Genomic DNA, 20,969 nt, shown 5'->3' with positions numbered 1-20,969 from the left:
TGTCCATGTTTGCCTGCCGGCTTGACGTCCGCGGCCGGCGGCACGGCGTGACAAGGCATAGTGCTTGCATGCCATGTAAATGTCAACATGCAACTTTTACCGTTTGACAAGCATCGCCGCCCGTCCCCATCTGGCTTACAATCGCTGTTTTACCCGTACCCGATTGCATACATGGAAACCACCACCCTCGCCCTGCTGTTACTGGTCCCGCTGCTGGTCTGGCGCATCTACTCGCGCCTGAAGAAACTGGTGGCGCGCCAGAAGTCGCAGCTGTGGCGGCACTGGACGGTGGCGATCGCCTTCCCCGCGCTGCTGCTGTTCCTGGCGACGACGACAAAGTTCGACGTCCTGCCCCTGTCCAGCCTGGGCGCGGCCGCGCTGGCCGGCGGCTGGCTGGGCGTGCTGGGCTTGAAGCTGACGCGCTTCGAACAGGTCGGCAAGGACTTTTTCTTTACCCAGCACCGCTACCTGGGCCTGGCCATCACGATGCTGTTCATCGCCCGCCTGCTGTACCGTGGCATGGAAATCTACCTGAACTCGCGCCTCGACGTGCCCGTGCCGCCGCCACCGTTCGGCCAGAGCGCGCTGACGATGGCCGCCTACGGCCTCGTCATCGGCTACTACGCCGTGTATGCGTGGGGCCTGGTGCGCTGGCGCCAGCGCAACCAACCGCTGCAGGCGCCCGAATAAGTCATCCCGTCAGTAGTACTGGCACAGGCCTTCGCAGGTCGTCACCGACAGTGCCTGGCGTATCGTCGCCAGCGCAGGCGCCAGGGCGGGATCGAGGTCCTTGTCCGCACCAGCCAGGCTGGCCAGCAAACGCTCGCGCAACGGCGGCGCCATCAGCGCGACGTTCGGCGTTGCGTACTGCGCCGCCGCTTCCAGCATGCGCTTCTTTTGCGCCACGGTCCAGAACGGCACTTGCACGAACTGCACCACGCCGACATACAGGGTGGTCGAGCCCTTGCTGAAGGCGCGCGCCCGCATGCGCTCCGTACCGCTCACTACCTGCAGCGGCTGGGTACTGAATTCCTGCTCCATCAAGCCAATCAAGTGCGCATGGCAATGCATGCCAAAGGCAAAAAAAGTACTCATTTCATCGCCATAATTGGCCAGGTTCTCCGTTACCTGGTCATTGCGCGCCTGCTGCAACTCGGCGCCGGACAGCGGCAGCGGCCGCTCGCTGCCAAACGTGTAATACGCCTTGCCAATGTTGGTTGCCCGCTCGCACAGGGCCACGCTCGGGTTGATGTCCTGCAACGCCGCGACGGGCGCCCGGAACAGGCCCGGCGCATCGGTAATCCGGGCAATCAGCGCTGCCACTTCAGGTTCACTCAGGCGCGGCAAGCCGCTTTGCAGCGTGGCCTTGGCCATCAGCGCTTCCAGGCGGGCACTGGCTTGCTGGAAATCGGTATAGCTGTCGGCCCAGGCGGCGGGCGCCACGAGAGCGGAGGAAAGACAGAACAGGCGGCCGAGGCGGCACAACGGCATGGAAATCGACAGGGACATGGGATCAGGAAAACACTATTGGAAAATTGGCAATTATAGGCAATCTGTATCCACAGTGCATTAAATTGTGTTTTACATCACAATTTACCTAGGCGATGATGGTGACGCGCGGCCAGCGCGCCGCATAATCCTTGCTGGCCAGGCGCTGCGCATAGCCGTCCAGGCTGATGCGCGCCGGGTTGCGCCGCACCACCATATCGAACAGGTCGTCGAGGCCATGCGGCGCAATGATGCCGATCCCGCCGTCAGGCTGCAGCGAGATGCCAACCGAGGTGGCAAACTCGGGCCAGGTGGCGATGGCGTCGTCGAGCGACAGCAGGGGCGGCACGGCGTAGCCGAACGCGTCTTCGAACCACAGGTGCACCCGCGCCTGGTTGCAGACCTCCCACGGCACGCCGGGCAGCACGGTTTCCAGGCGCTGGCGCAGTTCCACCTCACGCCGGGGTTGCAAATTGTGCGCATCGAAATACGCCACGTCGACGTCGCTCAAGGCAGACGCTTGCGCGTAACCATGCAAGGCATCCCACACGAGGTTGCGCACGGCGCCGGCGCCGATGCAGCAGTGTGGCAAGCCCAGCTGCGCCACAGCGTGCAGGACTTGCATGCACCACGGCGTGGCGCCGGCGATGGCGCGCAAGCGCGCCGCCAGTGCTTCCTGCCTGCTCATGCAGCTAGGGGCGGATCTGCGGCGCCACGCCGTCGTGGCTAACCGTGCCTTCGACATTGCCGAAGTACACATCCAGGTCTTGCTTCGGATGGAAGTTGCGCAACTTGACTTGCAAGGTGGTGGGATTGATTTTGGTAAACGTACCGGGGAAGCACAGGCTGACCAGCTCGTCCGACTTGCCCTTGATTAAGTTCAAGGTAAAGTCTTCGATGCCATTCTTCCACGTATTGCCGGTCGTCAAAATGTACGACACCCACACGGCATTGACGAAGCCGCTTTCGCCCTGCTGGGCCGCCAGGCGGTTCCACGTCTTGTAGAAGGCCTTGTCGCCGCAGTATTTCTTTTCAAATGTATTGCCATCGCCCAGGTAGGACGCGCCGGGACCGGCCGCGACGAACGGTGCATATTGATGGCGCACGCGCACGACTTTGCCGGCAGGGAATTTCTGCTGCCACAGGTAGATGACTTTCACGGTCCAGGCCGGTACCCATTCCTCGTCGTACAGCTGGGCCAGCAAGCCTTCGCGGATCATGATCTTGCTCTGCGCGGCCGTCAGCGGCGCCACTTTCTTGTCGAACGGCGTGTGCGAGGGGAAATACGCAATTTGCGCATCGGACAAGCCCAGCTGGCGCAATCGGCCCGTCACGTCCTCTGCGTCGAGCTTGGCGACGAAGGTGGTTTTATATTCCTTGCGCTTGCCATCCACGTCGACGGTAAACTGTTGCGGCTGGCCATAATACGTGGGCGAGCCGTGGTAGCCGGAAGAGTATTCGGGCAGCGGGAAGAAGATCGTCTCTTCCACATCCGTTTTCGACTCATTGAGGAACTCGTATTCGACCTTGATCAATTCCGCGCTCACGCTGAGCACTTCCTTTTTCATGGCCACGGCATCCGTCTTGCCGAACAGGATGCCGCCCGCGCTCACGGAGCCGATGCCGTCGTTGGCCATGGCGGGCGCCGAACACGCCAGCGCCAGCGCGGCAGATGCCAGCAAGGTGCGCACCAGCATCACGCCACCTTGCCCGAGACGGGATCGACCCGGCGCTGCAGCACGAAAATCGGTTGCGCCCATTGGGTATCCTTTTTCTTCTTGCTCGTAATCAACGTCAGTTCCGATGGATCGTAGACATCCGTGTTGTGCGTCAACGGCGTCGTCATCAGGTATTGCGCTTCCGTGTTCTTCAGGAATTCGCCAACCAATTGAATGTTGCGGATATCGAGGTGGGCAAACGGTTCGTCGATGAAGACGAAGCCGCCGGAACCGTCTTCCGATTTCAGCAAGCCGATCAGGAGCACCAGCGATTTCATCACTTGCTGGCCGCCCGACGCTTCGCCATCGTTCATGCCGATGACGCCCTTGCCGTCGAACTTGAAGCGCACGTGCAAGCCCGCCTGCGACAGCTGCACGTCGTCGTTTTCCAGGCGCACGGGGTCGGCATGCACTTCGATGCCGGCCAGTTCGCCCAGCTCCTTGATGTTCTTGCTGTAGGTCTTGATGGTGTAGCGCAAGCGTTCCATGTAGGCGCCGCGGGCATTGCCCGTCGCTTCGATGGCGCGGTTGTTCTGGTAGCGGCGCTCGTCCGTTTCCGACTGGCGGCCATGCAACTGGTCCGACAGGCGGTGGTGCTGGTCGATGACGGTGGCGTCCAGTTCCCAGTCGTCGCGCGCCAGGCTGTTTTGCAGGCTGGCCACGCGCAAGTCGACCTGGTGCGCATTCTGATGCTCGGCCACGAGGGCCGCGCGGCGTGCGGGACGGCGCCAGCTTTTCGGCAAGTGGCGCCACGCATGGCGCAGGGCCAACAAGGCGCGCGCATGCTCGGCGCGCTGTTCGATCTGCTTCTTGTAGCCGAGGCGCGAGCCCGCTTCCGCCTCGGACAGGGCCAGGCGCGCGTTTTGCCACACGGTATCGGCACGCGTGCGCGCCACGGTGGCGTTCTTCGTCAGGTTTTGCAGCTCGCCCAGGCGGCCACCCACTTCCAGGCGCTCTTCCTTGAGCGGCTTGGAATTGCGCAGCGCTTCGGCGAACTCTTCCTGGCGGGCACTGAGTTCCTTGGCCGCGTCGACGCCGGCGATGCGCGCTTTCAAGGCGCCCACTTCGGCCGCCAGTTTCGAAATCGCCAGGGTCAGGGTGTCTTCCTGTCCTTCCAGGCCCGGCAGGGAGCGCAGCAGCGCTTCCAGGCGGCCGCTGCGGCCAGCCTGGCCAAAGCGGTAGCGCGACGCTTCCACGAACAGCGAGCGCCCGCCGCGGCGTTCGCGGTGGTACGCCTCGGGCGTGATCCACTCTTCGTGGTTGCCCAGCTTGAAACCTGCTTCGACGGAATCGACGCGGGAAATGCGCGACAATTGCTCGATCAGCCAGCTGGGCACGGGCGCGGAAAATTTCACCACCGCCAGCAGGCTCTCGTCTTTCGCGACAGGCGCCGTGACCAGGTCGGGCACGATGAAGTGGCGATAGCGTTCCTTCTCGGCCAAACGGTAAGCGGCCGCCGCATCCTTGGCCTTGTCCAGCAGCACCACCGAAGCGTAGCCGCCCAGCACGCCTTCGACGGCGCCCTGCCAGCGGCTGTCCGTCACTTCGACGATATCGGACAGCATCGCGTGACTGATCCCGGCATCGCGCAGCGCGCGGCGCATGCCGCGCACGTTGTCCGGCTCCGGCATGGCCGTCTTGCCTTGCAGCGCGGCAATAGTTGCCTGTTCGCCCGCGATGCGCGCCGCCAAGGCGTCGCGCTGCTGGCGCTGCTGCAGCAATTGCGCTTCCTTCTGTTCCAGCTGGGCCGCCACTTCGGCGATGTCGCTGCCCGAGTCCGCCGCCAGCTTGTGCAAACGGTCTTTCTGCTCGAGCAGGCTGTCCAGCGGTTTGAGCTTGCTATTGATCAAGGACAAACGACTCTGCAAGCCGATCGATTCCTGTTCCAGCAAGGTTTCGTTCATTTGCGCGTCGGACAGGGCCTTCGCCTGCGATGCCAGCGCGTTGCGTTTATCCGTCAGCTGCTGGTCCGCCTGCGCCATCGGTTTGCGCGCATCGCGCAATTGCCGGCTGGCCGTGGCCGCTTTTTCGCGCGCCTCGTGGTACTGCAGGCTGGGCAGCACTTCTTCCAGCAGGTTGCGGCGCTCTTTATGCAGCCCTTCCCACTGGTGGTAATTGGCCACGCGCAGGCGCAAGCCTTCCAGGTTGGTCTTCGACGCTTCCAGTTCCGTCTCGAAGCGTTTCAGTTCCACTTCCGTGTCGCGCTGGTGGCGCTTGGCTTCGTCGTAGGCGTCCAGCACTTCCTTGTCGCCAAACACCTGGAACACGAGGTCGAGCAGCTGGCGCGGCGCGTATTCGCACAATTTGTCCGTCTCGCCCTGCTCCAGCGCCAGCACTTTCGACATGGCGGGCGACAGGCCCGCATTGGCCAGGCGCTTGCGGTAGTTTTCCACACCGAGCCAGTCGTTGGTGTCCGTGATGTCCTCGATCTGCACATTGCCAGGACGCATCAGATACTGGCGCTTCCAGTCGCCGCCATTCTTCTGGATCTGGCAAAACAGGGTCACTTCATCATCGCTGAAGAAGCCGGAACTGCGGAACGGCCGGTTCGACAGTTGCTTGCCCACGTTCTTGTTGTCGACCACGGCGCGCAGCCAGGCCGTCTGCTGGCCCGAGTGGCGCGCATAGTGTTTATACGTGCGCCCCATCGAGCAATCGAGGCCGAACAGGGTGCGCAAGGCGTCGAGCAAGGTGGTCTTGCCCGAGCCGTTCTGCCCCGCGATGGTGATGATCTTCGCGTCGAGCGGAATATTCTTGATGCGCTGCCAGTAATCCCAGTGCACCAGTTCAAGTGATTTGATATGAAACATGGGCGCTTTCAGTGAGGGAGGTCGGACGCGGGCTCATCGCCGTCGTCGGGCAGGTCGCCGATGTCGGCGGACAAGTCGTCCGCCAGGTCGGCGTCGGGCAACGTATCGCCGCTGACGGCCACCAGGCGCGCCGGCGCCCGCTTGAACACGTCGGCCAGGGCGCCGTTGATGATGCGCTCTTTCAAGACGTCCGTGTCCATCATCAGGTCCAGCAGCGGACCTTCCAGGATGAAGTCGCCGCGCCGCTCGATAAAGCCCAGCTTGGCCAGGGTGCCCAGATTCATGTCCATGCGCGTCTTCTTGCCCAGCTTGTCGCCGAAGTCCGACAGCAGCGCCTTGTAGGAAATGCCGATCGACGCATCTTCCGCGCGCGGCAGCGGCTTTTCCGTGCCAAACATGTCGTTCTGGTCATCGTCCGCGTGCTGGTGCGTTTCCTGGCGTTCACGCTTGGGCAGGATGATCTGCGCCCACAGCACCACCAGCAAGGCCACGCCATCGCGCGCCAGGCCGAAATTGTTGTTTTGCCACACGTCGCGCGCGCCGAAAATCTTCGGTTCGATGGTGCGCGTCAGGGCCAGGGTGACATGGTCGGCGTACACGTTGTCGAGCAGTTTCAAGCCGCAGGCCAGCAGGCGCGCATCGATTTCGGCGCGGAACAGCTCGTCGGACAGCACGCGCTTGACGAGCTTGTCGTCGCGGCGCAGGGTTTGATGCGTGAGCAGGCGCGCAATCAGGATTTGGGAATCGTCATTCATCGGCGGTGCCGCTATCTAAATCAAGTGAAACATTCAGTGAAAGCGAGGCGATCGACATGGCCGCCACGTGGGGGTCGGTCAGTTGGACCATCTCGTCGGTCGGAGTAAAAGTGATCGGCAAACGGGCCAGTTCGGCCGTGGATCCCTGCAAGCTCGCTTCGGAGACGTCGCCCAGCAGCGGCAGCATGGAGGCGCGGTACGAGGCCACGGCAAAGCTGGCCGGCAACAGGGAATCCTGCACGGGCACCGATTTCGGCCCTTCTTCGCCGATGCTGGGGAAATTGCCCAGGCTGGCGAAGTTCGACAGGCGTTCGAGCAAGTCATCGAGTTCGAGTTGCATGGCGGGACCGTCGCTGATGGTGGTGGGCGCGTCCTCTCCGCTGGGCAGGCCCGTGTTGATGACACCCGCCGCCCGTTCGGACAGCAGTTCCGTTTCGGCCACGTCGATCATCTCGGCCGGCGTGGAGAACAGGGGCACGACGGGCTGGTCGATGGCACCCTCGGCCAGGCTGGCCAGGTCGTCATGCAGCAAGAGCCAGCGCTTGATGTCCGTGGTCGACAAGCCCGACTGGCCCAGGTGGACCCGCTGGCGCTCGATCTGGTTCAGGGCGCGCGAAAACATGCCTTGCATGTTCAGCAATTTACTTTGCGCGCGGCCGATCGCCTGCGCCGCCTTGTGCGTGGCGCTGTCCGCGTTTTCATCGGAGGTGATCGCCACGAGGATCTCGGAACCCTTCTCGACCCAGTCACAAGCCATGTTCCACTTCGCTTGCGCCGTGCGCAGGCGGAATTCGGAACCGGAGGCAATCGCGTCGGAAAATTCTTCCGTCAAGTCCACCAGGCGGCCCAGCAAATGCTGAAGTTGCTCGACCGACACGCCACCGACGGCTTGCGCGCCCGCCACCTGCGACAGCAGGAAACCCATTTCCGCTTCATCTTCCGTCTGCCCCAGGCCCAGCAAGCTGTCGATGGCGGACAGCACATTGCGCGCCATCGGGGTCACGCGGTACACGCCCTGCTGCGCATCCCAGGCCAGCAACTGGTTCGAGCGCAGGCGCAGCAAGACCGTTTCCAGGCTTTCCGGCAACAGATATGCGAGTTTCGTATTGATATCGGCGCGCGTATAGGCGGACGTGGCCGCATCGGACGCGAGCTCGCGCAACACCAGCAGACGCACCAGCACGCCATCGAAACCGCCGTGGAACAGGGCCGTAAACACTTGCAGCAGGGGCTGCGCCCGCTTCAAGTGAAAAACTTGCTCAATTTCATCGGCCGAAATATTGGGCTGGAAATGCGCCTGCAAGGAATCGTGATGCTCTTGCTCTGTCTGATTTGCATCCGTAGCCACGGCTGCACTTGCCATTATATCAATCATTCTTTTCCGGATGAGTGTTCAGCGGGCGGCGCTGCGGGCTAACGCGGCGCTGCGGGGCGGGGGCGTCAGTATATCAGTTCTGACATGCAATTTAGCGCATGGGAGGGGGCGGTGCGGACATGGCGCAACACGGCAGGTGCGCCGTGCCAGGCCAGGACGTTGAAATGGGGGGCCAAACACGGCATGCCTGGCCCCGAGCCATTAGTGAACACTTACTTCCTGACGATCTTTTGCAAGGTTTGCTCGACGTAATCGCCGTCTTCATCGGCGAACGTCACCTTCACGGGATACCATTCCAGCGACGGCGCCAGCCACAGGTCCACTTGCTGGCCCTTCTTGTCCGGCGGCGGCGCCTTGACCAGGTGCACGGCTTCCACCAAACCCTGGCCGGTGGCGACGGTCTCCTGCTTGACGACCTTGAAGGTCCACGGTTCGGCGTCATGGCGGCCGGCAACGAAGAAGCTCCATTCCGAGCCGGGCGTGAATTTCTCCGGGGTGGCGCGCGCCACGCTGACCAGTTGCCAGACGGTGCTGTTGCGGTCCTGCTCGCCGCCTTTCAGCGGATACGTTTCATCGCCTTCGCTGAAGACGATGCTCTTGCTGTCGCGCTTGAAGGTGGTCGTGGCCGCTTCCTTGCGGAAACGTTTTTCCACGAACTGCGCCGGCGCCAGGCCGTAATCGTCGACCGTGCCTTCGCTGCGCTGTTCCAGGATCTTGCCGAACAGGGCGGCCTTGGTTTCGGCCAGCAGCGAGTACTTGCCGTCGCCGGCGCGCCAGTTGCTGACCGATTCGCCGGACAACGCAATGCCGCGCTGTTTCGCCTTGATCGAATAGACGAGGTCGGCCGAAGGCGCCAGCTTGTACGGGCGCTTGATGACGGGATGGTCCACGGGCTCGTCCGCCGCCATGGCGGGCGTCAGGGTGGCCGCCAGCAGGCTGGCAGCCAGGATGCGTTTCAAGGTAGTCAAAGTAGTCATTTATTTTCCTGTTGATTCATTTACGGAGATCTTGGTCACGGTTTGCGTGGTCAGCGCCCCGTTCGCTTCGGTATTGCGTATTTGTACCGGATACCATTGCATGGACGGCGCCAGCCAGACATCGAGCTGCGACGAATACGTGCCGGGCTTCGGCGGCCGGCGCAGATGCCACGTCACCAGGCGGCCCATTTTCGTGTCCAGTTCTTCCTCGCCCACCAGGTGGAAGCGGAACACGGTCGCTTCCTTTTCCTCGCCGACGAGAATGTCGATATTGCCCACCAGCTGGTTGACGTCGGCACGGCCGATGGCGGCCAGCTGGAACGGCACGGTGGCCTTGTCCTGCGCCCCTTCCTGCCATGGCGCCGTGGCCGTCGTGGCCGAAAACGTGATGGCCTTGGCGTCGCGGTTGAAATGCGTGGCCGTTTGCGCGCGGCCCTTGCGTTTCTCCGTGGCCGTGACGGGCACGATGCCGCTGCCATCGATCCGGCCCTCGCTCGTCAGCACCAGCAGGTTGATGCGCGTGATCAGCATGCTCAAGCCCACTTCCAGTTTCAGCTGATACGTGTCGCCCCGGTTTTCCCACGCCATCGCGGCCACGCCCTGCCACTTGGTGCCGTCCGCATCGCGCCGGTCCACGTGCAGGTCGAACTGGGCCGAAGCGGGCGCGTTCGTCTTGTAGTGGCGTGCCTGCTCGACGGGCGGTGGCGGCGGTTCGCTGGCCGGCGCGGGCGCGGCGGCCACGGCGGCCGGCTCGCTCGTGGCCGGGCCTTCCGGCACGTCGCTGACGGGCGCCGTCAACTGCGGCGTTTCGCTCGACGCCAGCTCCGTCGGCGGCGGTGGTGGCGGCGGCCTGGGCTTGGGCACTGGCCGCAGTTCGGGCGGCGGCAGCGGCACCACCGGCAGGGGTTTGGGCGGCTCGGCGATCAAGGCCATGCTGACCATCTGCGCATGATTCTGTCCCAGCGGCACCATGCTGGCGCGCGAGGTGAGCCATTCCAACGCCACGTAATGCAGTACGCCGATGACCGCGACAAAGATGACGGTGCGGCGGCGCGGTGGCGAAAAGAAGGAGTCAGGCATCATAGGCCGTAGTGTAACGCTTCCGCCCCGCTTCCCGCTTCTTGCCCGTGCTCAACTCTTAATGTTTTATGTAAGAAAATGTTGGCGGCATTGCGTCAGTTGCAAGCCGATATCTGCTACGCTAAGGCTATCCACCTACCAGGAGATTTCGCATGGCAAACCCGCAAATGCCCCAAATGCCGGGCGCAGCAGTTGTGACCGATACGCTCGACTTCGTCAAAAACCTGTGGGGCAGCATGAGCGTGCCCGGCATGGGCATGCCTGGCATCACGGCGCCCACCATGTCGGTGGAAGAGCTGGACAAGAAAATCAATGACTTGAAGGCCGTCGAAGCATGGCTGAACCTCAACACCAGCATGCTGCGCGGCAGTATCCAGGCGCTGGAAGTGCAGCGCGGCACCATCGCCACCTTGAAATCGATGGGCGCGTCCCTGGCGGCAGCCATCACCCAGCCCGGCGCCAGCGAAAAATCCGTGTTTGAATCGGTGCCCTACGCTTCCGCGTTTTTCCAGCAAGCCGCACCTGCGGCGCCTGAACCGAAACCGGCGCCTGCGCCCGCACCGCCACCCGCTGCGGCGGCGCCCGCCGATGCCGGCAGCCAGGCCGGAGCCCAGCTGGCCAATCCAAGTGCCTGGTGGAATTTGTTACAAGATCAGTTCACGCAGGCCGTCTCGACAGCGATGTCGCCCGACGCCGCCAGCGCGGCAGCGGCCAGCTTTGGCGGCGTGAGCAAAGCCAAGCCAGCGGCCAGCAAGCCGGCCAAACCTGCCGAAGCAGGCACGGCAGCCAAGGCCAAGGCCCCGCTGCGCAAGGCGCCCGCAAAACGCGCAGCGCCCAAGGCTAAAGCACCAGGCAAGGCCTGATGTTTCAAGCCGGCAATATGATCAGGCGATACGATGAATGCGGATCGCCTCGATCATGTTGTCGGCCTGGCGTTTTACGTCACCGATCGTGATCAGGCCTTCGTCGGCCAGCGCCTTGGCGTGCTCGTACGAAGACTGGAATGTTTCCAGCGTGTCTCCCTTGGCGGCGACCGGGCGTACCCAGGCAACGGCGCCGACCTTCATTTTTTTGTATACTTCATTGACCACATCACGCATAGTTTCTTCCTTATTGTTGTAAAGCAACTCAAGCACGGGCGAACCCACGCTGGCCCCTAGTTTATCATCCGGCACGCTCACGCACGGCTTTTCCCCCTTTTTCCGCTGCCGGCGGCGCATTTTCCGGCGCCGCGACGGCTTCTTCCGGCCCGGGCGGCGGCGTCAGCTGCACCAGTTGCTCCATCAATTGCGCGAAGCGCTGCTGCCCTGGTGCAATTTTGTCTACATACAACAACACTTCCATGGCTTCGGCCGCCAAATCGGCCTGAAACCCGCGCTGCTGCAGGAAGGAAACGATGATTTGCGCGGAATTGAACAGGATGCGCAAGTTGTTCGGCAGTTTTTCGCGCGCCGCGCGCATCCAGGCGACCGCTTCGTTGAGCTTGTCCGTCTTCCACAGCAGCACACCCTTGTTCATCAAGTCCGACGCTTCCTTGCGCGAGGCGATGATCAGGCTCGTGCCTTCGTCGCCCATCTTCGCCTTGTCGAATATCTTTTGCACTTCATCCTGCACCACTTGGTTGTCGTGGTTGTTCTTCACCACGTAGCACAGCAGGCCGGCCGGCGCATCCTTGACGCCGACGGCGAACAGCAGGGTCGCCAGTTCCATACAGATGGCCTTCTCGGGCCGCGCCGGGTCTTCCAGCAGCATGGCTTCGAGCTCGTCGCCGCACTTGCGCGCGCGCCGGTAATCGCCCGTTTCGTGGTGCACCATGCCTTCCGTGATCTTCGCGCGCAAGCCGATCTGTTCGGGCGAGAATTCGCGCTGCGCCAGCAGCAGCCACTGCAGCGCCTCCTTCGCATCCTTCTTCAGGCCGCACACGCGCGCCAGTCCCAGGTAGGCGTCCGGCGTCTTCATGACGGAAAACTCGCCGATGGAAATACACTTGCGGAAAGCCTTTTCCGCCATGCTGACATTGCCCACTTTCAGGGCCGCCAGTCCCAGGTTGCGCTGGCGCGGCACGGAATTGGGCGACAGGCGCGCCGCCTTTTCCAGCACGCCGCACGCTTCCTCGTGCTGGCCCATCAGCTGGTAGGCGACGGCCATCTGGTCGTAGGCGTCGATGTAGTACTTGTTTTCGACGATCACGCCCTGGAATATCTGCCGCGCCGCCTCGTGTTCGCCGTTGTTCATGCGTATCTTGCCCAGGCCCGCCTTGGCCCAGCTGTAATCGCGCTCGGCCAGCACTTTTTCGTACACGGCGCGGGCTTTTTCCGGCTCGCCGCTTTTCAGCAGCAAACTGGCCTTCATGCGCAGCAATTCCAGCTCGTGCAGCTTGTTGACCTCGATCTGCGCGTCGCACAGCTTGGCGGCGCGCAGATAATCCTTTTCCATGCAAGCCTGGTCGATTTCGCGGAACACCTGCTTCTTGTGCCACACGCGGTTCAGCCGCGTCAGCAGCACGCCTTCCGTGATCGGCTTGATCAGGTAGGCGTCGGGCTGGTGCTCGGCCGCGCCCATCACGGATTCCACGCTTTTCTCGGCCGACACCATCAGCCACACGCTCGATGGCGCCGTCAGGTTGCGCACGCGCGTCTCTTCCAGCACTTGCTGGCCATTCTTGCCTTCGCCCAGGTTGTAATCGCACAGCACCACGTCGTAGCGCGTCTTGGCCAGCAGCTTCATGGCTTCGCCGCCGCTGGCCGCCTGGTCGATATGGCGCGCGCCCAGGTTGCGCAGCGATTCGCGCAGCAGGATGCGGATGCCGATGAAATCGTCGACCAGCAGATAATGTTTGTCGGCCCAGTCGGTGCTGCCCGCTTCGGCGGCGGTGGCGTGGCTGTCTGTCGTCATGGATTCCTCGTTCAGGGCAGGCGCAGGATGAAACAGCCGCCGCCCAGCGCGCCGCCATTTTCCAGGGCGATGCTGCCGCTGCTGCCCCGGTGCTTGTGCATCTTTGCCACTTCGCTGGAAAAATACAGGCCCAGTCCCGTGCTGTTGGTGGAAAAATTCACGCCGGCGGCCATGCCATCCATGGCCGCGCTGCCCGCGTCCAGCAATGCCTGGGTATAGCCGTCGCCATTGTCTTCCACGCGCAGCTCCAGCATGTCGTCGTGCTCCCGCACTGACAGGCGGATCGTGTCTTTCGTGTAGCGGATGGCGTTGTTGATGGCATGCGCGAGCACGCCGATGACCAGGTCTTCATCGAGGGTCCAGATCAGCTCGGGCGGACAGGCCGTCTCCAGCTGGATGCCTTTCGAGGCCAGCAGGATCTTTTCCTGGTCCACCACCTGGTCGATGACCTGGCTCACCAGTTGCGGCTGCACGTCGAAGGGGTAGCCGGGCTTGCCCACTTCCTTGTACAGGGCCAGCAGCTGGATCAGGTTATCGTTGAGGCGCTTGGTCTGGTACAGCATCTGCGCCATCTGCAGGTAGGCGGGGTCGGCCTGGGGCGCGGGCTTGGCCTGCTCGGCCGCCAGCAGCGACTCCAAGGTGCCGCTGACAACGCTGATCGAGTTTTTCATGTCGTGCACGGTCGACGCCAGGAACAGGAAAAGCTCGGGCGAGCTGTGTTGATCTTCCACCGGATATCTCCTTGGGGGCCGCGGCTTGAATATTGCCAAGGATAAATTATACCGCCAGCCTGCGGGCGCCTGCCAGCCAGGCGCAAAGTCCGTGACATGACGCAACAATGCCGCCCCCGCAGGCGCAGGGGCGGCATCGGCTTGACAAGGCGGCAAGATCAGCGGCGCGCGCCCGCCAGGCGTCTGACCACGACGATCATGCGGTCGATTTCCTCATACGTGTTGTAGAAGGCGAACGAAGGGCGCACGGTCGCTTCCACACCGAAGCGGCGCAGAATCGGCTGGGCGCAGTGGTGGCCCGAGCGCACGGCGATACCCTCGTCATTGAGGGCGCGCCCCACTTCCGCCGGCTCGTAACCGGCCAGCACGAACGAGGCCACGCTGGCCTTGTCCAGCGCCGTGCCGATCAGGCGCACGCCGGGAATGGCTTGCAAGTGGTGCGTCGCGTATTCCAGCAGCGCGTGCTCGTAGGCGGCAATGTTTTCCAGGCCGATGCGCTGCACGTAGTCGATGGCCGCGCCCAGGCCCACGGCATCGGCGATATTGCCCGTGCCCGCCTCGAAACGGTTCGGCACGCCCTGGTAGACGGTGCGCTCGAACGTGACGTCGGCGATCATGTTGCCGCCGCCCTGCCATGGCGGCAATTGCTCGAGCAAGTCCGCCTTGCCATACACGGCGCCGATGCCCGTCGGACCGAACACTTTATGCCCCGAAAACACATAGAAATCGGCGCCCAGCGCCTGCACGTCCACGCGCAGGTGCGACACGGCTTGCGCCCCGTCGACCAGCACGCGCACGCCGGCCGCATGCGCGAGCGCGATGATCTGCGCCACGGGCGTGACCGTCCCCAGCGCATTCGACACCTGCGTCACGGACACCAGCTTGGTGCGCCCGTTGAGCAGCTTGCGGAATTCATCAAGGATGATCTGCCCGCTGTCGTCGACGGGAATCACGCGCAATGTCGCGCCCTTTTCCGCCGCCAGCTGCTGCCACGGCACGATGTTGGCGTGGTGTTCGAGCTGCGAGACGATGATCTCGTCGCCGCTGGCTATGTACTTGCGGCCAAAGGTATTGGCGACCAGGTTGATGCCTTCCGTGGCGCCCCGCACGAAGATGATTTCATTGGCCGAGGCGGCGCCCAGAAAACTGGCGACCTTGGCGCGTGCCGCTTCATACGCATCGCTGGCGCGCGCCGCCAGCGCGTGCGCCGCGCGATGGATGTTCGAATTTTCGTGCGCATAGAAATACGACACGCGGTCGATCACCGACTGCGGCTTGTGCGTGGTGGCCGCATTGTCGAACCAGGCCAGCGGCTTGCCATTGACCCGCTCGGCCAGCACGGGAAAATCGCGCCGCACGGCGTGTACATCGAACGGCGCCGGCGTCTGGTGCTGGCCAGGCGTCGTCGCCGAGGGCAGCTCGGTCTGGAAATAGAACGCGGGCTGGCCACTGGCTGGCGAGACGGGCAGCTGGCGCGCGGGCGCCTGCTGCGGCGTGGCAAACAGGCCCCGCACATCATCGGGCGCTGCCTGCCCTTGCCCCTGCCGCGCCAGGCCATCAAGGCCATTGCCCGACGCGGGATAACCATGCGCGCCACCGATAAAATAATACGGCGACGGCGCGGCTGGCGCATTGATCGCCGACAAGCGCGGCGTCGGCACGGACGCGGGGGCCGGCGCGATCGGCGCTTCCAGGGGCGCCGTCACGGGCGGCACCTGCGCCGTCGCCACGCCGGGAGCGATGGCGGCGAACGCAGGACCGGGTTGCGGCGGCGGACGGTTCGCATAGCGGGAAGCCGCATCGAGCACGCTGCCGGAACCGCCGAGGCTGGGCGACTTGTCCAAGCCCGGCAGGCGCGCAAAGAATTCTCCCGCCAGGCGGTTCAAGGTCGCTTCGTCGGGTAAAAACGGGACGGCAGGCAAGCCCGCCGCGCCATCACTTGTAGGTGTCTGGGTAGTCATGGTATTTACCGATCTCCACGTCTTCCAGTACGGCCAGCGCATCGTCGGTCAGCACGGCCAGCGAGCAATACAGCGAAATCAGATAGGACGAAATCGCGTGGCGGTTGATGCCCATGAAACGCACGGACAGACCCGGGCTTTGCTCGCCCGCCAGGCCAGGCTGGAACAGGCCGATCACGCCCTGGCGCTGTTCACCCGCGCGCAGCAGGATGATCTTCGTCTTGCCGTCTTCGATGGGCAGCTTGTCGGACGGCACCAGCGGCACGCCGCGCCACGTGAGGAACTGCGAACCGAACAGGCTGACGGTCGGTGGCGGCACGCCGCGGCGCGTGCATTCGCGGCCGAAGGCGGCAATGGCCAGCGGGTGCGCGAGGAAGAAGCCCGGCTCCTTCCACACTTTCGTCAGCAGTTCGTCGAGGTCGTCCGGCGTGGGCGCACCCGTCAGGGTAAAGATGCGCTGGTCGTCGTGCACGCTGGCCAGCAGGCCGTAGTCGGGATTGTTGATCAATTCGCTTTCCTGGCGCTCCTTGATCGTTTCGATGGTCAGGCGCAGCTGCTCCTTGATCTGGTCGTGCGGACTGCTGTACAGGTCCGACACGCGCGTGTGCACATCGAGCACCGTGCTGACGGCATTGAGGAAGTATTCGCGCGGCTGGTCGTCGTAGTCGACGAAGGTTTGCGGCAGTTCCGACTCGTCGCGCTGCGAGCAGGCGACGCGCACGTCCTTCGGATTTTTCACGCGGTTCAGGCGGTAGATACCCGCTTCCACGGGCAGCCATTGCAGCAGGTGCACGAGCCAGCGCGGCGTAATCGTGGACAGCTGGGGGACGCTCTTGCTTGCATTGGCCAGCTGGCGCGCGGCGTTGTCGCCCAGCGCAAACTGGCTATCGGGGGTTGCTTCGGCCATCTACGACTCCTAATGAGAAAAGTGAATATGCTTATCTGAAAAACAAATAAAGTATCAAGCGTCTCCCCTGATCTCTCAACATGCTATCGCCATCAACGCGACGTTTTAATCCACCCGCATTAATCCACCAATTCCGGCTCGCAGCGCGCCATCAAGCCCGCCAGGCCGATGCCCAGCGCGCCGGCCAGTTTTTCCACCGTCAGCAGCGACGGCGTGGCGGCGCCCCGTTCGATTTCGCCGATGAACGAGCGGTTCAAGTCGGCCGCTTCGGCCAGGCGCTCCTGCGACCAGCCATGCCCTTCGCGCAACTGGCGCACGGCCAGTCCAAACTGTTTGATCAACATGCTGTCCTCATGGGTGATGGGCAAAAGCGGGGTGGGATGGCGCTGGCAACTCCGGCGCCTCCTGCTGGTTATGCGCTTGCGTGACATGGCTGCCGGGCGCCACGCTGCGGGTCAGCCAGACATTGCCGCCGATGACGGAGCCCTGGCCGATGGTCACCCGTCCCAGGATCGTCGCGCCCGCGTAGATGACCACGTCGTCCTGCACGATGGGGTGGCGCGCCAGTCCCTTTTTCAGCACGCCATCGGCGCCGGCGGGAAAGCGCTTGGCGCCCAGGGTGACGGCTTGGTAGATACGCACCCGTTCGCCGATGATGGCCGTCTCGCCGATCACCACGCCCGTGCCATGGTCGATGAAAAAGCCGCTGCCGATGATGGCGCCCGGGTGGATGTCGATGCCCGTCTGCGAATGGGCCACTTCGGCGATGATGCGCGCCACCAGCGGCGCGCCCAGTGCATACAAGGTGTGCGCCAGGCGGTAATGGATGATGGCCAGGATGCCCGGATAGCACAGCAGCACTTCGTCGACGCTGTGCGCAGCCGGGTCGCCATGGAAGGCGGCCGCCACGTCCGTGTCGAGCTGGGCACGGATGCGCGGCAGCGCGCGGGCGAAGCGCTGCACGATGGCCAGCGCCTGCTGTTCGATGGACACCGTCTGCTGCAAGCCATGCTGGCGCGCGTGGTAACTGAGTTCGCGCCGCACCTGTTCGTGCAAGCCCGTCAGGGTCGTGTCGAGCGTGTGGCCGACAAAGAAATCCTCGCTCTCCTGCTGCAGGTCGAGGGGCCCCAGGCGCATGGGGAACAGGGCCGCGCACAGGGCTCCGACGATGTCGCGCAAATGCTGGCGCGACGGGAACTCGCGCGCGCCGCACTCCTGGTTGCTGGCCAATCCTTCGCGCCACTGCTCGCGCACGGCGCGCAATTCATCGACTATCTGGCGCAATTCCCACTGCGGCTGCGCGGCTAGGGAGGCGGGGGGGATGGCTCGCTGGTTCATGGTGATCCTGAAGGGAGATTTAATCTTGCAGCCAGGGCAGCGCATGCCAGCGCCAGCCGCCGCTGTGGCCGCGCTGCTGCTGCTCGTCGAGGTCGCCCTCGAAGCCTTGCGCGATATTGAAGACGTGCGTGAAGCCGGCCTTGGCCGCCGCTTCGGCAGCTGCGGCCGAGCGCTTGCCGCTGCGGCACAGCAGCACCACGACGGCGTCCTTGCCGCCCACTTTCGCTTCCAGTTCGCGCGTAAAGCGGGGATTGCGGTTCATGGACGTGCCGGTCGCCCACGCCACGTGCAGCGAGGCGGGCACGTAGCCGACGAAGGTACGTTCTTCATTCGTGCGCACGTCGACCAGCACGGCTTTGCCGGCCTGCACCAGCTGCCATGCATCCTGCGCACTGACGATGCCCGCATACGGCAAGCCTTGCGCCTGCGCCTGGGTACGCGCGAGATTGAGCACTTCGTCAAACGCCGCCTCGCCGTGCGCGGCGCGGGGATCGAAAATCAGTTCTTCAGCAGCCATCTTTCCACCTCTTTATTCCGTCGTCAAAAACCAGCACGAGTCCACTGTAGCGAACTTATGTTGTTCGGAAAACAAATTAAAAAGAGTTTGGAAAGCTGAAAAACGTATATGGAGAAATCGAAGGGGGAGCGTCTGGAAATGCCCAGGGCCAGGCGGAGTGCCGAAGACAGTACGAACGTACGGCGAGGCAGGACAACAACGCCATGGGCTTTTTCAGGCGTTCCGGCGGCGCTCGCGCAGCAGGAAGCGCGCAGGGTCCAAAGCGGCGGCCAATTGACTCTCCAGCGGCAGCGGCTCGCCCTCCAGCTGGCAAGCCAGCAGCTCAGCCGCCAGCGGCGCCCAGATCAGGCCGCGCGAGGCATAAGCGAGCAAGCCGAACAGGCCGGGCCAGCGGGGCACGTCGCGCAGGCGCTCGCAGCGGCCCGGCACGCCGGGATCGGGCAAGGCGCCCGCCAACGGCAAACGGTCCGGCGCCACGCAGCGAAAGCCCGTGCGCCCGGCCAGCGGCGCCTCGAACGGGGCCACGCCAAGGATGTCGGCGATCTTCGCGATATTTTCTTCCTGGCTCGATGGGCGCAACGTGGTGTCCGCGTCCGCATCGTAGCTGGCGCCCACGCACACGACACCCTGGTGCGCCGGCGTCATATAGGCTTCGCGGCAGACGACGAACGGCAACGAAGGCAAGCTGCCTTCGGCCAGGTGCGTGACCTGCCCGCGCACGGCGTCCAGCGGCAGGCCGGCCGCTTGCTCGACATCCACGGCCCCCGTACCCGCCGCCAGGATGACGGTAGGTGCGGCCGCGATCAGGGTGCCTTGCGCATCGCGCACCAGCCATTCCTGATCGCCGCGTTCCAGGCGCAGGGCGCTACTGGAAAAGCGCCGCGTGAGCAAGGCGCCGCAAGCGTCCAGCATGGCGGCGCAGACGGAGGACGGGCGCGCCCAGCCGCCCTGTTCGAACCACCAGGCGCCATCGGGCGCCGGCGCGCCCAGCATGGAGGCCGCCTCGGGCGCTTCCAGCCAGCGGGCGAATTCGCGCGGATACATGCCGCTGGCGGCGATCTGCCGCTGCACCTGCGCATGCGCGTCATCGCGCGCCAGTTGCAGCACGCCGCATTGCGCGCCATCAAAAGCGCTGCCGATGCCGCCCAAATCTTGCCAGTAGCGCAGCGAGTACAGGTAGGCGGCGCGCACCAGGCGCGTGGCGATATTGTCGTCCTTCGACAGCTGCGGCATGAAGATGCCGGCCAGGTTGCCCGACGCCTCGCTGGCCGGCCGTGCGTGGCGTTCGATCAAGGTCACCTTCCAGCCGCGCGCGGCCAGGCGTTCGCAGGCGGCCGCACCGGCCACGCCCGCGCCGATGACGATAGCGCGCCGCTCGGGCGCCACGGCAGCCACCTGCTCTGCGCGCCGCGCATAAAACATGGCGCGCAAGCGGCTCTCGTCGAAGACAAAACCGTTCTTTTGCAGCGCCATGCGCTGCGCCTCGTCCAGGTGCACGGCCTGCAGGCGGGCGCCATCGACCATCAGGCGCGCCAGCACGGGCGTGGCTGCCGGCACCCAGGCCAGGTGCACTTCGTCGACACGCGCCGACAATTGCGCCAGGCAGGCATCGGGCTCGCCGATCAGCACATCGAGCGTGACGAGGCCATCGTGCGAGACCATGCGGTGCAGGCCCGGCACGCAGGGCGGCCACTGCGCGCGCCACTGCTCGGGCAAGTGGTTGGCGTCGACGGGACGCGGCGCCAGCGCGATGTAATGCAGGCGGCGGCCGCCATGCGCCGCGCAGGCGGCACGCAAGCGGGCGCCGTCAAAATCCGTGTCGAGCAGGACCAGCGCGCGGCGCATCAATGCCCCGCGCGGCAAAAGCAGGCGGGCGCATGGTCGTCGACCATGCCGATACCCTGCATGTAGGCGTAGATGATGGTCGAACCGACGAACTTGAAGCCCCGCTTGAGCAAATCTTTCGACAGTTTGTCGGACAAGGCCGTCCTGGCGGGACGCTCGCCGGTCTGCCAGCTGTTGACGATGGGCTGGCCATCGACATACGCCCACAGGAAGCTGTCCAGGGTCTGCCCTTCCGCGCGCAGGCGCAAATAGGCTTGCGCATTCGTGATGGCCGCCGCCACCTTCAGGCGGTTGCGCACGATGCCCGGGTCGAGCAGCAGCTGCGCCACCTTGTCCGGGCCATACGCGGCGATCTTTTCCGCATCCCAGTTATCGAAGGCGGCGCGGTAGGTGTCGCGCTTGTTGAGGATGGTTTCCCAGCTCAGGCCAGCCTGCGCGCCTTCCAGGTTCAGCATCTCGAACAGCCGGCGCTCGTCGTGGCAGGGCACGCCCCACTCCGTATCGTGGTAATCGAGATAACGGGGATTGGCCGGATTGGCCCAGGAGCAGCGGGTAATATTCATGGTCGTGTT

General features: G+C 64.0%; 20 protein-coding genes. 2 read left to right on the top strand and 18 right to left on the bottom strand.

From position 1 onward, the window contains the following. Window positions 1–171: 171 nt before the first annotated feature. Complete coding sequence (locus O3298_RS23520) at window positions 172–690, top strand: hypothetical protein (protein WP_251349301.1); 519 nt, start codon at window positions 172–174, stop codon at window positions 688–690. A gap of 9 nt (window positions 691–699) precedes the next feature. On the opposite strand, the gene O3298_RS23515 is transcribed toward O3298_RS23520, so the two are convergent. The 8 genes from O3298_RS23515 to O3298_RS23480 all read right to left on the bottom strand — a co-directional run bounded on the left by O3298_RS23515 (window position 700) and on the right by O3298_RS23480 (window position 10,206). Continuing rightward, complete coding sequence (locus O3298_RS23515) at window positions 700–1,509, bottom strand: hypothetical protein (RefSeq protein WP_305060655.1); 810 nt, start codon at window positions 1,507–1,509, stop codon at window positions 700–702. Between the two features lie 88 nt (window positions 1,510–1,597). Beyond that, a complete protein-coding gene (locus O3298_RS23510; protein WP_305060654.1) occupies window positions 1,598–2,176 on the bottom strand; it encodes a nucleotidyltransferase family protein in 579 nt (192 codons plus the stop codon). 4 nt (window positions 2,177–2,180) lie between these two features. Continuing rightward, on the bottom strand, window positions 2,181–3,185 hold the full coding sequence (locus O3298_RS23505) for a DUF4424 family protein (protein ID WP_305060653.1): 1,005 nt from the start codon (window positions 3,183–3,185) through the stop codon (window positions 2,181–2,183). Further along, window positions 3,185–6,016: an ATP-binding protein gene (locus O3298_RS23500; protein WP_305060652.1), complete on the bottom strand. Its 2,832-nt coding sequence runs from the start codon at window positions 6,014–6,016 to the stop codon at window positions 3,185–3,187. The genes O3298_RS23505 and O3298_RS23500 overlap by 1 nt, the downstream gene beginning before the upstream one ends. An 8-nt stretch (window positions 6,017–6,024) precedes the next feature. Then, window positions 6,025–6,771: a hypothetical protein gene (locus O3298_RS23495; RefSeq protein WP_077399077.1), complete on the bottom strand. Its 747-nt coding sequence runs from the start codon at window positions 6,769–6,771 to the stop codon at window positions 6,025–6,027. Next, window positions 6,764–8,134 carry a hypothetical protein gene (locus O3298_RS23490; RefSeq protein WP_092608970.1) on the bottom strand — a complete coding sequence of 457 codons (1,371 nt, stop codon included), beginning with the start codon at window positions 8,132–8,134 and terminating at the stop codon, window positions 6,764–6,766. Before O3298_RS23490 ends, O3298_RS23495 begins: the two co-directional genes overlap by 8 nt. Before the next feature lie 224 nt (window positions 8,135–8,358). Then, window positions 8,359–9,123, bottom strand: coding sequence for a DUF3108 domain-containing protein (locus O3298_RS23485; RefSeq protein WP_305060651.1), 765 nt, complete (start codon window positions 9,121–9,123; stop codon window positions 8,359–8,361). Then, complete coding sequence (locus tag O3298_RS23480; protein WP_305060650.1) at window positions 9,124–10,206, bottom strand: DUF3108 domain-containing protein; 1,083 nt, start codon at window positions 10,204–10,206, stop codon at window positions 9,124–9,126. A gap of 149 nt (window positions 10,207–10,355) precedes the next feature. On the opposite strand from O3298_RS23480, the gene O3298_RS23475 reads away from it, so the two are divergent. Continuing rightward, window positions 10,356–11,066: a PhaM family polyhydroxyalkanoate granule multifunctional regulatory protein gene (locus tag O3298_RS23475; RefSeq protein ID WP_305060649.1), complete on the top strand. Its 711-nt coding sequence runs from the start codon at window positions 10,356–10,358 to the stop codon at window positions 11,064–11,066. 21 nt (window positions 11,067–11,087) lie between these two features. Here O3298_RS23475 and O3298_RS23470 read toward each other — a convergent pair whose 3' ends face one another. From O3298_RS23470 to O3298_RS23425, 10 genes are all read right to left on the bottom strand, one after another. After that, window positions 11,088–11,384, bottom strand: a complete 297-nt coding sequence (locus tag O3298_RS23470) for a hypothetical protein (protein WP_251349309.1) — start codon at window positions 11,382–11,384, stop codon at window positions 11,088–11,090. Further along, window positions 11,368–13,098: a tetratricopeptide repeat-containing response regulator gene (locus tag O3298_RS23465; RefSeq protein WP_305060648.1), complete on the bottom strand. Its 1,731-nt coding sequence runs from the start codon at window positions 13,096–13,098 to the stop codon at window positions 11,368–11,370. Before O3298_RS23465 ends, O3298_RS23470 begins: the two co-directional genes overlap by 17 nt. An 11-nt stretch (window positions 13,099–13,109) precedes the next feature. After that, window positions 13,110–13,829, bottom strand: coding sequence for a sensor histidine kinase KdpD (locus O3298_RS23460; RefSeq protein WP_289905682.1), 720 nt, complete (start codon window positions 13,827–13,829; stop codon window positions 13,110–13,112). 158 nt (window positions 13,830–13,987) lie between these two features. Continuing rightward, window positions 13,988–15,790 (bottom strand): family 2A encapsulin nanocompartment cargo protein cysteine desulfurase, encoded by a 1,803-nt coding sequence (locus tag O3298_RS23455; protein ID WP_305060647.1) that lies wholly within the window; start codon window positions 15,788–15,790, stop codon window positions 13,988–13,990. After that, complete coding sequence (locus O3298_RS23450; protein ID WP_071325557.1) at window positions 15,765–16,697, bottom strand: family 2A encapsulin nanocompartment shell protein; 933 nt, start codon at window positions 16,695–16,697, stop codon at window positions 15,765–15,767. The genes O3298_RS23455 and O3298_RS23450 overlap by 26 nt, the downstream gene beginning before the upstream one ends. Window positions 16,698–16,816: 119 nt before the next feature. Next, the gene (locus O3298_RS23445; RefSeq protein WP_034784364.1) at window positions 16,817–17,041 is read right to left on the bottom strand and encodes a helix-turn-helix domain-containing protein; all 225 of its coding nucleotides are present in this window, start codon (window positions 17,039–17,041) and stop codon (window positions 16,817–16,819) included. A 7-nt stretch (window positions 17,042–17,048) separates the two neighbouring features. Then, the gene (gene epsC / locus O3298_RS23440) at window positions 17,049–18,035 is read right to left on the bottom strand and encodes a serine O-acetyltransferase EpsC (protein WP_305060646.1); all 987 of its coding nucleotides are present in this window, start codon (window positions 18,033–18,035) and stop codon (window positions 17,049–17,051) included. Between the two features lie 19 nt (window positions 18,036–18,054). Further along, window positions 18,055–18,552 carry a rhodanese-like domain-containing protein gene (locus O3298_RS23435; protein ID WP_289912315.1) on the bottom strand — a complete coding sequence of 166 codons (498 nt, stop codon included), beginning with the start codon at window positions 18,550–18,552 and terminating at the stop codon, window positions 18,055–18,057. Window positions 18,553–18,765: 213 nt separating this feature from the next. Beyond that, entirely contained in the window at window positions 18,766–20,397 is a 1,632-nt protein-coding gene (mnmC, locus tag O3298_RS23430; protein WP_305060645.1) for an FAD-dependent 5-carboxymethylaminomethyl-2-thiouridine(34) oxidoreductase MnmC, read from the bottom strand. Further along, window positions 20,397–20,960, bottom strand: a complete 564-nt coding sequence (locus tag O3298_RS23425) for a DNA-3-methyladenine glycosylase I (RefSeq protein WP_289919345.1) — start codon at window positions 20,958–20,960, stop codon at window positions 20,397–20,399. Before O3298_RS23425 ends, mnmC begins: the two co-directional genes overlap by 1 nt. Between the last annotated feature and the right edge of the window lie 9 nt (window positions 20,961–20,969).

This window comes from Janthinobacterium sp. SUN137 (genome assembly GCF_030587265.1).
GTDB classification, from domain to species: domain Bacteria; phylum Pseudomonadota; class Gammaproteobacteria; order Burkholderiales; family Burkholderiaceae_D; genus Janthinobacterium; species Janthinobacterium kumbetense.
This window is presented reverse-complemented; position numbering and strand designations above follow the sequence as displayed.